The organism is Streptomyces sp. NPDC043952 (genome assembly GCF_056435325.1).
In genome coordinates this window covers 326,437-339,892 of sequence record NZ_JBWKES010000004.1, presented here as the reverse complement: position 1 = coordinate 339,892, position 13,456 = coordinate 326,437, and the positions used below count along the sequence as shown (strand labels likewise).

Sequence of the window (13,456 nt, the reverse complement as noted above, 5' to 3'; positions counted from 1 at the left end):
TTCTGGACTTAGCGGGAGCGGTCCCGGCTACTTGATCAAATAGATCGTGGCGAAGAGGCCGATCCAGACGACATCGACGAAGTGCCAGTAGTAGGACACGACGATGGCGGCCGTCGCCTGCTCGTGGGTGAACCTCTTGGCCATGTAGGTGCGGCCGAGGACCAGCAGGAAGGCGATGAGACCGCCCGTCACATGCAGGCCATGGAAGCCGGTGGTCAGGTAGAACACCGAGCCGTACGGGTCGGAGGAGAGCGAGAGGCCGTCCTCCTTCACCAGGCTCGTGTACTCGTAGATCTGACCGCCGATGAAGATCGCACCCATGATGAAGGTGAGGATGAACCAGCCACGGAGCTTCTTCACGTCGCCCCGCTCGGCCGCGAACACGCCGAGCTGACAGGTGAGCGACGAGAGCACCAGGATCGTGGTGTTCGTCGCGGAGAAAGGCACATTGAGGCTTGAAGCCATGTGCTTCCAGTGAGCCGGTCCGGTCACCGACCGGAGGGTGAAGTACATCGCGAAGAGGGCCGCGAAGAACATCAGCTCGGAACTCAGCCAGATGATGGTTCCGACGCTGGTGAGGTTCGGCCGGTTGACCGACGGGTGCGCGTGCCCGGTTTCTACTGTCGTTGCTGTCGCCACGACCGACATTATGTCGGTCGCTTATCTCGCCCTCACTCCGGGGGGTGCCGTTCGGAGTGTTGCTGCCCTCCGAAGCGGTGTTGACGTGGTGTTCATGGGAGTAACATCCGCCCAAACGGCCCCGTCCGTCCTGTCCGTACGACGCCGACGTCGACCCGGAGGAACAATGCAGCCGACCGCCACCGTGCTGGTCTACAGCGACGACTCCAACACCCGCGAGCAAGTACGGCTGGCCACCGGGCGGCGCCCCGCCCCCGACGTGCCCCCGGTGGAGTTCGTGGAGTGCGCCACGCCCGCGGCGGTGCTGCGCGAGCTGGACCGCGGGGGCATCGACGCCTGCGTGCTCGACGGCGAGGCCGTCCCGATGGGCGGCATGGGGATGTGCCGGCAGATCAAGGACGAGGTGTTCCAGTGCCCGCCCGTGCTGCTGCTCATCGGGCGCCCCCAGGACGCCTGGCTGGCCACCTGGAGCCGCGCGGACGCCGCGGTGACCCTGCCGGTGGACCCGGTGGAGTTCGCCGCCTCGCTGGCCGCCCTGCTGCGGAGCAAGAGGCTGGTGAGCGCCTAGCGCGAGGGGGCGCGGGCCGTGCGCCGGCACGGACCCGCGCCCCCTCGGGGCGCTGCTCACACGGCCGCTGGCTGGAGGCGGACCGTGTCCGCGGAGGACTGGCCGTTGGTCTGGGTGCCGGTCAGGGCGGAGCCCGTGCGCCACTTCTTCCAGGTGACGTTCCAGTCGCCGAAACCGTTGCCGAAGGGTTCCATCGGCCGGCCGTTGGAGTTGACGACCCGGACGATGTCCCCCGGATGGATGGTGTCGAAGAACCAGCGCGCGTTGGACGTACTCATGCCGGTGCAGCCGTGGCTGACGTTGGCGTACCCCTGTGAGCCGACCGACCAGGGCGCCGCGTGCACGTACTCGCCGGACCAGGTCACCCGAGTGGCGTAGTACACGGGCAGGTCGTAGTTGTCCCGGCTGCCCTCGGCGATGCCGACGGTGATGCCGCGCATGCGTACGAAGTACTGCTTCTCCAGGACCACCTTGACGCCGTTGCGGGTCTCGTAGCCGGGCTTGCCGGTGGTGACCGGGATGCTGTTGATCACAGCACCGTTCTTGAGCACCGTCATCTCGTGCGCGGAGGCGTCCGTGAGGGCCTCGATGCGGTCGCCCGTGGTCAGCTTCACCGGCTTCGACTTGCCGCCCCACAGCCGGTCGCCGATCTTCACGCCGTCCAGGTTGCTGTGCACCAGGATCGTGGCGTGGGCGGGCCAGTAGTCCTTGGGCCGGTAGTGGAGTTCCTTGTCGCTCACCCAGTACCAGGAGCCGGGCACGGCGGGCACGGAGTCCACCCGCAGGCCGCGCTCCACGACGGCCCGCTGCGCCTTGTCCTTGACCTCCTGGCCGAGTTGGGCGGTGATGATCTGCCCGACGCCGTACTGGCCCGTGTCCGGCCCGAAGGTGACGCCCAGCTGCTTCTTGGCGGTGGGCTGGGTGGTGTCGAAGCTGAGGACCTTGCGGCCGGGCGCCCCGTCCTCGTCCTCGGTGCTCACCGTGACCGTGTAGTGGGCGCTCGCGGCCAGCGGGGAGGTGCTGTGCCAGCGACTGCCGTCGGCGGTGAGTTCGCCCGCCACATAGCGCCCTGTGGAGTCCTGGGCGGTCACGTCGGTGATGCGCCCCTCGTCCTTGACGGTGACCTCCAGGGGCTTGTCCGGGTCGGCCCGCTTGCCCGCCTCGCTGGGCGCGTTGAAGGAGATCAGGCCCGCCGCGTCGTACGGCGTGGCGGACAGGGGATCGCCGTGCGAACCGCAGGCGGTGCTGCCCGCGCCCAGGGCGGTCACCAGCACGGCACAGCTGACGACGGTACGGGTCCGCGGAATGTGGTTCATACGATCACGCTATGAGATGGAGACCCTACTGGCGCGGTAGGTAACCCATACGAGGGAACGACACTCCCGCATCCGAGGGCGCCCCATTCGGACGCCCGAAAAGCCGGGAGCCCGGACCCTCCTGACGGGGGGTCCGGGCTCCCGGAGTGGAACTCGATGTCCTACTGGGTGCGGTTCTCACCGTGGTAGTACTCGAACACCCAGCCGAACAGACCGATCACGATGAACGGCGCGGAGAAGTAGATCAGCCACCAGCCGACCGCGATGCTGAGGAACGCGATCGCACCGCCGAAGCCCAGCATGAGCGGCTGCCAGCTGTGCGGGCTGAAGAAGCCCAGCTCGCCCGCGTCGTCCGCGACATCGGCCTCCTTGTCGTCCTGCGCACCGGCGTCCACCCGGCGGGCGGTGAAGCCCAGGTAGAAGCCGATCATGATCGACAGGCCGAAGGCCAGGAAGAGTGCCGTGGTACCGGCCGGCTCCTTCGACCACACGCCGTACACGACGGCCATGATCAGGATGAAGAAGCTCAGCCAGATGAACATCCGGCCCTGGATCTTCACTTGCCGGCCTCCTTGCTGTCCGCGACGGCAGGCGCGTGACCGGCGTACTCGAGCTGTTCGAGCGCGGCGATCTCGGGGTGGTGCAGGTCGAACGCCGGGGATTCACTGCGGATCCGCGGCAGGGTGGTGAAGTTGTGCCGCGGCGGCGGGCAGGAGGTCGCCCACTCCAGCGAGCGGCCGTAGCCCCACGGGTCGTCCACGTTGACCGGCTTGCCGTACTTGGCCGTCTTCCAGACGTTGTAGAGGAACGGCAGGATCGACAGGCCGAGCACGAACGAACCGATGGTGGAGACCGTGTTCAGCGCGGTGAAGCCGTCGGCCGCCAGGTAGTCGGCGTACCGCCGCGGCATGCCCTCGGCGCCCAGCCAGTGCTGGACGAGGAAGGTGGTGTGGAAGCCGATGAACAGCGTCCAGAAGGTGATCTTGCCGAGGCGTTCGTCCAGCATCTTGCCGGTGAACTTCGGCCACCAGAAGTGGAAGCCGGCGAACATGGCGAACACGACCGTGCCGAAGACCACGTAGTGGAAGTGGGCCACCACGAAGTACGAGTCGGACACGTGGAAGTCCAGCGGCGGCGCGGCCAGGATGACACCGGTCAGACCACCGAACGTGAAGGTGATCAGGAAGCCGGTCGCCCAGAGCATCGGCGTCTCGAAGGACAGCGAGCCCTTCCACATGGTGCCGATCCAGTTGAAGAACTTCACACCGGTCGGCACCGCGATCAGGAAGGTCATGAAGGAGAAGAACGGCAGCAGCACACCGCCGGTGACGTACATGTGGTGCGCCCACACGGTCACGGACAGACCGGCGATGGAGATGGTCGCGGCGATCAGGCCCATGTAGCCGAACATCGGCTTGCGGGAGAAGACCGGGATGATCTCGGAGATGATGCCGAAGAACGGCAGGGCGATGATGTACACCTCTGGGTGGCCGAAGAACCAGAAGAGGTGTTGCCACAGCAACGCGCCGCCATTTGCCGCGTCGAAGACATGCGCACCGAATTTGCGGTCCGCCTCCAGGGCGAACAGCGCGGCGGCCAGCACCGGGAAGGCCAGCAGGACCAGCACACCGGTCAGCAGCACGTTCCACACGAAGATCGGCATGCGGAACATCGTCATGCCCGGAGCGCGCATGCAGATGATCGTGGTGATGAAGTTGACCGAGCCGAGGATGGTACCGAAGCCGGACAGGGCCAGACCCATGATCCACATGTCGGCGCCGGCGCCCGGCGAGCGGACCGCGTCCGACAGCGGGGAGTAGGCGAACCAGCCGAAGTCGGCCGCGCCCTCGGGGGTGAGGAAGCCACCCACCGCGATCGTCGAGCCGAACAGGTACAGCCAGTAGGCGAACATGTTCAGCCGCGGGAACGCCACGTCCGGCGCGCCGATCTGGAGCGGCATGATCCAGTTCGCGAAACCCGCGAACAGCGGCGTCGCGAACATCAGCAGCATGATCGTGCCGTGCATCGTGAACGCCTGGTTGAACTGCTCGTTCGTCATGATCTGCAGGCCCGGACGGGCCAGCTCGGCGCGCATGAGCAGCGCCATGACGCCGCCGATCAGGAAGAACGCGAACGACGTGACGAGGTACATCGTCCCGATCGTCTTGTGGTCGGTGGTCGTCAGCCACTTCACCGCGGAACTGCCGGGCTGCTTGCGCCGAACCGGCTGCTCGTCCACATACGAGCCTTCAGCGGCCGCGGCACCCTGGGGTTCGTTGAGGATGCTCACAGGTTGTTCGTCTCCCGGTTCTTCTCGTGGCTCGTCTGCGCGATGCCGGCGGGAATGTAACCGGTCTGCCCCTTCTTGGCGAGGTCCTTGAGGTGCTGCTCGTACGCCGCCGGGGAGACGACCTTCACGTTGAACAGCATCCGGGAGTGGTCGACGCCGCAGAGCTCGGCGCACTTGCCGAGGAAGGTGCCCTCCTTGTCGGGGGTCACCTGGAAGGCATTGGTGTGGCCCGGAATGACGTCCTGCTTCATGAGGAACGGCACCACCCAGAAGGAGTGGATGACGTCACGCGAGGTCAGGACGAAGCGGACCGTCTTGCCCTTGGGGAGCCAGAGCGTCGGACCAGGGTTGCCGGTCTGCGGGTTGCGCGTGCCCGGAGTGCCGACGTCGTAGACGCCGCCGGCGTGCGCCGGGAAGGCGGCCTTGAACCGGTCGGGGATCGCGGACAGGTTGGTGTCCGTCTTCGCGTCGCCCGAGACACCGGGGACGTTCTCGATGTAGTTGAAGCCCCAGCTCCACTGGAAGCCGACCACGTTGACCGTGACGTCCGGCTTCTTGTCGAGGCTCATGAGCTTCGTCTCGTCCCGTGCCGTGAAGTAGAACAGCACCGAGATGATGATGATCGGGACCACCGTGTACAGGGCCTCGATCGGCATGTTGTACCGGGTCTGCGGAGGTACCTCGACCTTGGTGCGGCTGCGCCGGTGGAACATGGCGCTCCACAGGATCAGGCCCCACACCAGCACGCCGACGGCGAGCGCGGCAGCCCAGGATCCCTGCCACAGGGAGAGGATCCGCGGAGCCTCTTCCGTGGTCGGGGTGGGCATGCCAAGGCGGGGGAAGTCCTTGTATGTGCAACCGGTTGCGGTCGCCAGGACCAGGCCCGCGGTCAGTGCCTGCAGCAGCTTCCGCCGCATCGGGCGCCGCGGCGAGCGGTCGGAGCCGTTGGGACTCACGTAGCGCCTTCCCGAGAGTCTCGCCCGCGCGGTCGGCTGCGGCCTTCTCGCTGGTCGGTCGCCGCCCTGCGTCGGGCAGGGGTTTGGATGTTTATGCGGACCAAACCCTAGCCGACGCCCTCCGGGGGTTCGCGGGGAGGGGGGCATACGCGTCGCGCCTCACTCAGTTGGGGTGTGGATGGGCGCCCAATAGCTCGGGTTGTGGGGGTTTGGGGGGCGGGCGCGGGTGGGCCGCCCCGCGGCGGAGCCGCCCTCGGACGCAGCCCCGCGCCCCCCGGGTGAGGTCGGCTCACCAGCGCTTTAACGTTGGACTGTGGCCTATTTCGACGCGGCTTCCGCCGCTCCCCTCCATCCTGTCGCCCGTCAGGCCCTGTTGGCCGCCCTCGACGACGGGTGGGCGGACCCCGCGCGGCTGTACCGGGAGGGGCGCAAGGCGCGGATGCTGCTGGACGCGGCGCGGGAGGCGGCGGCGGAAGCGGTCGGGTGCCGGGCGGACGAACTGGTCTTCACCTCCTCGGGGACACGGGCCGTACATACGGGCGTCGCGGGGGCGTTGGCCGGAAGGCGGCGGGTGGGACGCCACCTGATCGTGTCAGCGGTCGAACACTCCTCTGTCCTCCATTCGGCGGAACTGTTCGAGGCGGAGGGCGGGTCGGTGAGCCGGGTGCCGGTGCACCGGACGGGCGCCGTCTCCCCCTCGGGCTACACGGACGCGCTGCGCGCCGACACCGCGCTCGCCGTGCTCCAGTCGGCCAACCACGAGGTGGGGACCGCCCAGCCGGTGGCCGAGGTGGCCGAGGTCTGCCGGGCGGCCGGGGTGCCGCTGCTGGTGGACGCGGCGCAGTCGCTGGGGTGGGGGCCGGTCGGGGGCGACTGGTCGCTGCTCGCGGCCAGCGCGCACAAGTGGGGCGGCCCTTCGGGGGTCGGACTGCTCGTCGTGCGCAAGGGGGTGCGGTTCGCCGCCCAAGGCCCGGCGGACGAGCGGGAGTCGGGGCGCGCGCCGGGATTCGAGAACATCCCGGCCGTCGTGGCGGCGGTCGCGTCCCTGCGCGCCGTACGGGCCGAGGCGGCGCGGGAGTCGGTACGGCTGCGGGAGCTGACGGAGCGGATCCGGGCGCGGGTGCCGCGGCTGGTGCCGGACGTGGAGGTGGTGGGCGACCCGGAACGGCGGCTGCCGGGGATCGTCACCTTCTCGTGTCTCTATGTCGACGGGGAGACCTTGCTGCACGAGCTGGACCGCGAGGGCTTCGCCGTCTCGTCCGGCTCCTCCTGCACCAGCAGCACCCTGACCCCGAGCCACGTCCTGAAGGCCATGGGCGTGCTCAGCGAGGGCAACGTCCGTGTGTCGCTGCCGCCGGGCACGGCGGAGGAGGACGTGGAGCGCTTCCTGGCCGTGCTGCCGGGTGTGGTCGCCGGGGTACGGGACAAGCTGGGCGCGCCCGCACCGGGCGCGGTCGCCGAGCCGGGCGCCCTGGTCGTGGACGCCCTCGGCAAGCGCTGCCCCATCCCGGTCATCGAGCTGGCCAGGGTGTTCCCCGGCGTCCCCGTGGGCGGCACCGTCCGCGTCCTCTCGGACGACGAGGCGGCCCGCCTGGACATCCCGGCGTGGTGCGAGATGAGGGGACAGGAGTACGCGGGCGAGGAACCGGCGGAGAAGGGTACGGCGTACCTGGTCCGCCGGCTCAGCTGAACGGCGTCGTCAGCGCAGGTGCTGACGGACCTCGTCGCCCGCCTCGTCGCCGTACGCCTTCACGAACCGCTCCATGAAGTGGCCGCGGCGCAGCTGGTACTCCTGCGTGCCCACGGTCTCGATGACCAGCGTCGCCAGCATGCAGCCCACCTGGGCGGCGCGCTCCAGCGAGACGCCCCAGGCGAGGCCCGACAGGAATCCGGCGCGGAAGGCGTCGCCGACACCGGTGGGGTCGGCCTTGCGCTCCTCCTCCGCGCAGCCGACCTCGATCGGGTCCGCGCCGGCCTGCTCGATGCGCACGCCCCGCGAGCCGAGCGTGGTCACCCGGTGGCCGACCTTCGCGAGGATCTCCTCGTCGGTGAGGCCGGTCTTGGTCTGGATGAGGCCCTTCTCGTACTCGTTCGAGAACAGGTACGTGGCGCCCTCCAGCAGTATCCGGATCTCCTCGCCCTCCATGCGGGCGATCTGCTGCGAGAAGTCGGCGGCGAACGGGATCGAACGGGACCGGCACTCCTCCGTGTGGCGGAGCATCGCCTCGGGGTCGTCGGCGCCGATCAGCACCAGGTCGAGGCCGCCCACCCGGTCGGCGACCGTCTTGAGCTCGATCAGCCGGGCCTCGCTCATCGCGCCCGTGTAGAAGGAGCCGATCTGGTTGTGGTCGGCGTCGGTGGTGCACACGAAGCGCGCGGTGTGCAGGGTGTCGGAGATGCGCACCGACTCGGTGTCGACGCCGTGCCGGTCGAGCCAGGCCCGGTACTCGTCGAAGTCGAAGCCGGCCGCGCCCACCAGGATCGGCCGGGTGCCGAGCTGGCCCATGCCGAAGGCGATGTTGGCGGCGACACCGCCGCGGCGCACGTCGAGGTTGTCGACGAGGAAGGAGAGCGAAACCGTGTGCAGCTGGTCCGCGACGAGCTGGTCGGCGAACCGGCCGGGGAAGGTCATGAGGTGGTCGGTGGCGATGGAGCCGGTGACTGCGATGCGCACGACGGGGATTCTCCTGCGGAATAAGAAGGTGCGCGCGAGAGCGCTCGTGGGAAGGGCGGCGGTAAGAGACAGAGGGCTTCGATGACAGTTCACGCTACCCGGTAAGGAGCGGGCGCTGTAGTTGACGAAACTACCCGATAGTAGATCTTTCTTCGCGACCTCGACCGTGCCTACGGTGCCCTCATGACGAACCTCAAGGGCTCCTCGTCCGCCGGCTCCGGCACTCCCGTCTCCCCCGCTCCCGGTGATCTCGAAGGCGGCCTCGACACCCTGCGCGGCGACTGCGCCCGGATGGCCGAGCGCTGGCCGGCGCCCGCACGCACCGCGCCCCGGCCGGTGCCGCCGTCCCGCATCCGCAAGGTCTCCGTGTCGCAGCGCTCCGTCCGGCTGCTCGACGGCATGTCCGACTACGGCGACTGACCCCCGAGCGATCCCGCTCACCCGAACGGCGTAAGCGCGGGAACCTCCCGCTCCCCTCCCTCGTCCCACCGTCGTCCCCTCACGCGGGGCACGCGGGACACGGACCGGCGAGGAGCGATGCGGTGAACACGGAGCGACCTGAGACCGAGGCACGGGACGGGCAAGAGGCGGTGCGGTCCGGGCGGCGGCGCTCGCGTGCCGTCGTCCTCTCCGTCGCGGCCGCAGTCCTGCTGGTCGGGGGCGGTGGCGCGTACGTCGCGGCGAGCGATGCCCCGAGCGGTCGTACGACCCCCACCGCGGCGGACTCCAGCACTCCCCCGCCGCTCGCCGTGGACGACCTCTCGGACCCGTACGGCGCCCACTACACCGCGTCCGGCGCGCTGCCGAAGGGGCCCGGCTCGGCAGCGGTGTACGGAGCGGGGGCGGGGGTCCGGGAGGAGCAGGTGGTCCGGCTGGCGAGGGCGCTCGGGGTGAGCGGGACGCCGGTGGCCGAGGGGTACGGCTGGCGGATCGGCGGCAAGGACGGCTCCGGGCCGAGTCTCCAGGTGAACCGGGACGCGCCGGGCAGCTGGACCTTCAGCCGGTACGCGCCGGGGACCGACGACTGCGGGAAGGGCCCCCTGTGCGCGCCCGGACCGGTGGGTCCGACCGGGGCGCCGGTGAGCGTGGCGGCGGCCGAGAAGGCGGCGGCGCCCGTGCTGCGGGCGGCCGGGCTGGACGGCGCGCGGACCGACGCGAGCCAGGTGATGGGCAAGCAGCGGGTGGTGACCGCCGATCCGGTGGTGGGCGGGCTGCCCACCACCGGCTGGGCGACGGGGCTGACGATCAGCAGGCAGGGCGAGGTGGTCGGCGGCCATGGCCTGCTGTCGACGCCGGTGAGGGGGGCGTCGTACCCCGTCCTGGACGCGGAGCGGACCCTCGCGCTGATGAACGCGGCACCGAAGGGCGACCACCGGATGGGGCCCGGCGGCTGTCCGGGCCCGGCGCGGTTCGCGACGCGGCTGGAGGGGCCGTGCCAGGCGGCGTCCCCGGCGTCCGGGGCCACGGTCACGGTGGACAAGGCGGTGTTCGGACTGGCCGCGCACCCGGTCGCCGGCCGGCCGGCCCTGGTGCCGTCCTGGCTGTTCGGGACGCGGGGGTCGGGGATGGTGTCGTACCCGGCGATCGACCCCCGCTACCTGACCCCGGCGTCGGCCGGGAACCCGGTCAAGATCACCGGGTACACGGCCGACGGCCGGAACCTCACCGTGAGCTTCTACGGCGGTCTGTGCGCCGACTACACGGCGGCGGCACGGGAGAGCGCCGACCGGGTGACGGTCACGGTCACCGAGCACCGGCAGGAGGGCAGGATCTGCCCGCTGATCGCCAAGGAGTTCAGCCGGACCGTGCGCCTGAAGGCGCCGGTGGACGGCCGGACGGTGGTCGGCGCGGACGGCGCGCGGATCCCGCAGGCCGAGCCGGGCGCGCTGCGGCCGTCGCCGTCCTCCTGAGGCCGCGGTCTCCGACCCGCCGGGTTCCGGCACCGGGCGCGTAGCACTGACGCGTACGACGAAGGCGGCGAGCCCCGCTCACGGGGGCTCGCCGCCTCATGTCTTCTGTTCTTGCTCTCTCCGCTTGAGCGACGGCTCAGCTGAAGGAGTCACCGCAGGCGCAGGAGCCGGTCGCGTTCGGGTTGTCGATCGTGAAGCCCTGCTTCTCGATCGTGTCCACGAAGTCGACGGTGGCGCCGCCCAGGTACGGGGCGCTCATGCGGTCGGTGACGACCTTGACCCCGCCGAAGTCCTTCTCCACGTCGCCGTCGAGCGAGCGCTCGTCGAAGAACAGCTGGTACCGCAGACCGGAGCAGCCGCCGGGCTGAACGGCGACGCGCAGCGCGAGGTCGTCACGGCCTTCCTGGTCGAGCAGGGCCTTGACCTTGGCCGCGGCGGCGTCGGTCAGGATGATGCCGTCGCTGACGGTTGTGGTCTCGTCCGATACGGACATCTACATCTCTCCCGGGTTGTACGGAGACTGCTTGCCGACGAGTGCAACCGGCGCTTCCGCGGATTCATTCCGGGCCGGGCGTCACGTGGTCGCGATTTTGCCTTCTGCCCCTTCATGCTCGCATACGCGCGCGAAGGCGCACAGCGTCCCCGTGGGGGATCCGTGGGGGATCCGTGACCCGTACGGCGGTTCGGGATTCACGTCACATGGACACTATGGCCATCGTCAAACTGACGTGAAGCGTTTATGATAGATAACGTCAGATAGACGAGAAATAGAAAGGGTGCGTGCCGTGACCACCGCCCAGACCCCGGAGCTCGACGTCCAGCCGACTCCGCTCGCCCTGTTGCTGCTCGGCCGCGAGGCCGATCCCAAGAGTGAGCGGGGTGTCGAGTGCCCCGGCGATCTGCCCTCGCCGTCCGACCCCGCCCTGGTCGAGCGCGCCCGCGCCGCCAAGGAGAAGCTCGGCGACAAGGTGTTCGTGCTCGGTCACCACTACCAGCGTGACGAGGTGATCCAGTTCGCCGACGTCACGGGCGACTCCTTCAAGCTGGCCCGCGACGCGGCCGCGCGCCCGGAGGCCGAGTACATCGTGTTCTGCGGTGTGCACTTCATGGCCGAGTCGGCGGACATCCTCACCTCCGACGACCAGAAGGTCGTCCTGCCCGACCTGGCGGCCGGCTGCTCCATGGCCGACATGGCGACGGCGGAGCAGGTCGCGGAGTGCTGGGACGTGCTGACCGAGGCCGGGATATCCGAGCAGGTCGTCCCGGTGTCGTACATGAACTCCTCGGCCGACATCAAGGCGTTCACCGGCAAGCACGGCGGCACCATCTGCACGTCCTCCAACGCCAAGCGCGCGCTGGACTGGGCGTTCGAGCAGGGCGAGAAGGTCCTCTTCCTGCCCGACCAGCACCTCGGCCGCAACACCGCGGTGCGGGACATGGGCATGTCCCTTCAGGACTGCGTCGTCTACAACCCGCACAAGCCGAACGGCGGCCTGACGGCGGACGAGCTGCGCGCCGCGAAGATGATCCTGTGGCGCGGCCACTGCTCGGTGCACGGCCGCTTCAGCCTCGACTCGGTCAACGATGTGCGCGCCCGCATCCCCGGTGTGAACGTGCTGGTCCACCCGGAGTGCAAGCACGAGGTCGTGGCCGCGGCGGACTACGTCGGCTCGACCGAGTACATCATCAAGGCGCTGGAGGCGGCCCCCGCCGGCTCCAAGTGGGCGATCGGCACGGAGCTGAACCTGGTCCGCCGCCTCGCCAACCGCTTCGCCCCCGAGGGCAAGGAGATCGTCTTCCTCGACCGCACGGTCTGCTTCTGCTCCACCATGAACCGCATCGACCTCCCCCACCTGGTCTGGACCCTGGAATCCCTCGCCGAGGGCAACCTGGTCAACCACATCCAGGTCGACAAGGAGACGGAATCCTTCGCGAAGCTGGCACTGGAACGGATGCTGGCGCTGCCGTAGCCGCTGACGGTACGACGCCCTGCGCCTGGTCTCGGCACCGGGGGTGGGGCGTCGCGGGGGGGGCGCTTGTCCGGGCCGGCTTGTTCGGTTGGGCTCGTTCGGTCCGGAGATCACGCGACTGAGGAGCTGCACTTCGGCGGCAGCGCGGCGCGGGGCCGTGACGGGCGGGCGGCGATCTGGTGTTGCAGTCAGTCCCTTTCGTCCGCGGCGACTGACTCCGGTCGACTGGACGCCTGGAACTGGCCTGTACGACTCGAAGTCTACGGGGTATGGCAACGCCGCTGGTCACGGAGCTCACGGCGAACGCGGCGCGGCACGGGCAGCGGCCGACGACACAAAAAGCGTGTCGTGCGAGCTCCTGCTCAAGCGACGCCGGCTGCGGCGCCGACTCGAACGCGTGGCGGCATACGGCGAGGGGGACGTCGGGCCTTCGCGGGGGATGAGGATGTCCCACACGACACCCAGCACGATGCTTCACTGCGCCCACGGACTCCACCGCAGCCTGACCGACCGACCAGTGCGGGGACTCCAACGCTGTGCGCCGGTACCTGCGGTACGACGCCCCCCAGTAACTGGACGCGATGGAACGGCTGTTGAGATGCGCCCTGCTCCCGACACGAACCAGGTCTAGCATCTACACAACACTGACCAAGCAACCCCGAAAAACCCGAAATGCCCCCTTCTCAAGAAGCAAACAATTCCCCCTCCCCCACCCACTAAAACCCCAGCTCACGCCCGTGCTCCCCGCGCCTGCGGGGGTGGTCCCTCGGCCCTCGCGCGCACCCTCGCGGGGCACGAGTGCTCCCCGCGCCTGCGGGGGTGGTCCCGACACCCAGAGGTCCCTGCGCGCCGGGCACCTGTGCTCCCCGCGCGTGCGGGGGTGGTTCCTTGCCCTCCCCGCGCAGGGCGGGGCCGCCCCGGTGCTCCCCGCGCGTGCGTGGGTGATCCCTGGTAGACGACACGGCGGGCCTGAAGACGATGTGGTCCCCGCGCCTACGGGACCCCGTAGTTCCGCAGATTCGCCCAAGTAGGCATGTCGCGCACGCCCCCACCCGCTAATTTCGGGTTTTGAGGAATGGCTGCACACCCTCCGAACGGCGTTGTAGCGTGGGGTCGTTCGGTCAAAACGTGGG

12 protein-coding genes are annotated in these 13,456 nt (G+C 69.4%); 5 read left to right on the top strand and 7 right to left on the bottom strand.

From position 1 onward, the window contains the following. Nucleotides 1-27: 27 nt before the first annotated feature. Nucleotides 28-648 (bottom strand): aa3-type cytochrome oxidase subunit III, encoded by a 621-nt coding sequence (ctaE, locus tag AC069R_RS07095; RefSeq protein WP_111582346.1) that lies wholly within the window; start codon nt 646-648, stop codon nt 28-30. A 157-nt stretch (nt 649-805) separates the two neighbouring features. Between ctaE and AC069R_RS07090 the strand changes: the two genes are divergently transcribed. After that, nucleotides 806-1,207, top strand: a complete 402-nt coding sequence (locus tag AC069R_RS07090) for a response regulator (RefSeq protein WP_478765234.1) — start codon at nt 806-808, stop codon at nt 1,205-1,207. 56 nt (nt 1,208-1,263) lie between these two features. On the opposite strand, the gene AC069R_RS07085 is transcribed toward AC069R_RS07090, so the two are convergent. From AC069R_RS07085 to ctaC, 4 genes are all read right to left on the bottom strand, one after another. Beyond that, entirely contained in the window at nt 1,264-2,523 is a 1,260-nt protein-coding gene (locus tag AC069R_RS07085; protein WP_478765232.1) for a L,D-transpeptidase, read from the bottom strand. A gap of 161 nt (nt 2,524-2,684) precedes the next feature. Next, nucleotides 2,685-3,083, bottom strand: a complete 399-nt coding sequence (locus tag AC069R_RS07080; protein WP_046421283.1) for a cytochrome c oxidase subunit 4 — start codon at nt 3,081-3,083, stop codon at nt 2,685-2,687. Continuing rightward, nucleotides 3,080-4,813, bottom strand: a complete 1,734-nt coding sequence (ctaD, locus tag AC069R_RS07075; RefSeq protein WP_397986338.1) for an aa3-type cytochrome oxidase subunit I — start codon at nt 4,811-4,813, stop codon at nt 3,080-3,082. The genes AC069R_RS07080 and ctaD overlap by 4 nt, the downstream gene beginning before the upstream one ends. Further along, on the bottom strand, nt 4,810-5,769 hold the full coding sequence (gene ctaC / locus AC069R_RS07070) for an aa3-type cytochrome oxidase subunit II (protein ID WP_478765230.1): 960 nt from the start codon (nt 5,767-5,769) through the stop codon (nt 4,810-4,812). The genes ctaD and ctaC overlap by 4 nt, the downstream gene beginning before the upstream one ends. A gap of 313 nt (nt 5,770-6,082) precedes the next feature. Here ctaC and AC069R_RS07065 point away from each other — a divergent pair, with 313 nt between their 5' ends. Beyond that, a complete protein-coding gene (locus tag AC069R_RS07065; RefSeq protein ID WP_478765228.1) occupies nt 6,083-7,459 on the top strand; it encodes an aminotransferase class V-fold PLP-dependent enzyme in 1,377 nt (458 codons plus the stop codon). A 9-nt stretch (nt 7,460-7,468) separates the two neighbouring features. On the opposite strand, the gene AC069R_RS07060 is transcribed toward AC069R_RS07065, so the two are convergent. Continuing rightward, on the bottom strand, nt 7,469-8,443 hold the full coding sequence (locus AC069R_RS07060; RefSeq protein WP_397986335.1) for a carbohydrate kinase family protein: 975 nt from the start codon (nt 8,441-8,443) through the stop codon (nt 7,469-7,471). 183 nt (nt 8,444-8,626) lie between these two features. On the opposite strand from AC069R_RS07060, the gene AC069R_RS07055 reads away from it, so the two are divergent. Then, a complete protein-coding gene (locus AC069R_RS07055; RefSeq protein WP_478765226.1) occupies nt 8,627-8,863 on the top strand; it encodes a hypothetical protein in 237 nt (78 codons plus the stop codon). Between the two features lie 122 nt (nt 8,864-8,985). After that, the gene (locus tag AC069R_RS07050; protein ID WP_478765225.1) at nt 8,986-10,353 is read left to right on the top strand and encodes a hypothetical protein; all 1,368 of its coding nucleotides are present in this window, start codon (nt 8,986-8,988) and stop codon (nt 10,351-10,353) included. A gap of 136 nt (nt 10,354-10,489) precedes the next feature. On the opposite strand, the gene AC069R_RS07045 is transcribed toward AC069R_RS07050, so the two are convergent. Further along, the gene (locus tag AC069R_RS07045; protein ID WP_046421274.1) at nt 10,490-10,846 is read right to left on the bottom strand and encodes an iron-sulfur cluster assembly accessory protein; all 357 of its coding nucleotides are present in this window, start codon (nt 10,844-10,846) and stop codon (nt 10,490-10,492) included. Between the two features lie 292 nt (nt 10,847-11,138). On the opposite strand from AC069R_RS07045, the gene nadA reads away from it, so the two are divergent. Beyond that, nucleotides 11,139-12,323, top strand: coding sequence for a quinolinate synthase NadA (nadA, locus tag AC069R_RS07040; RefSeq protein WP_478765222.1), 1,185 nt, complete (start codon nt 11,139-11,141; stop codon nt 12,321-12,323). Nucleotides 12,324-13,456: the final 1,133 nt, after the last annotated feature.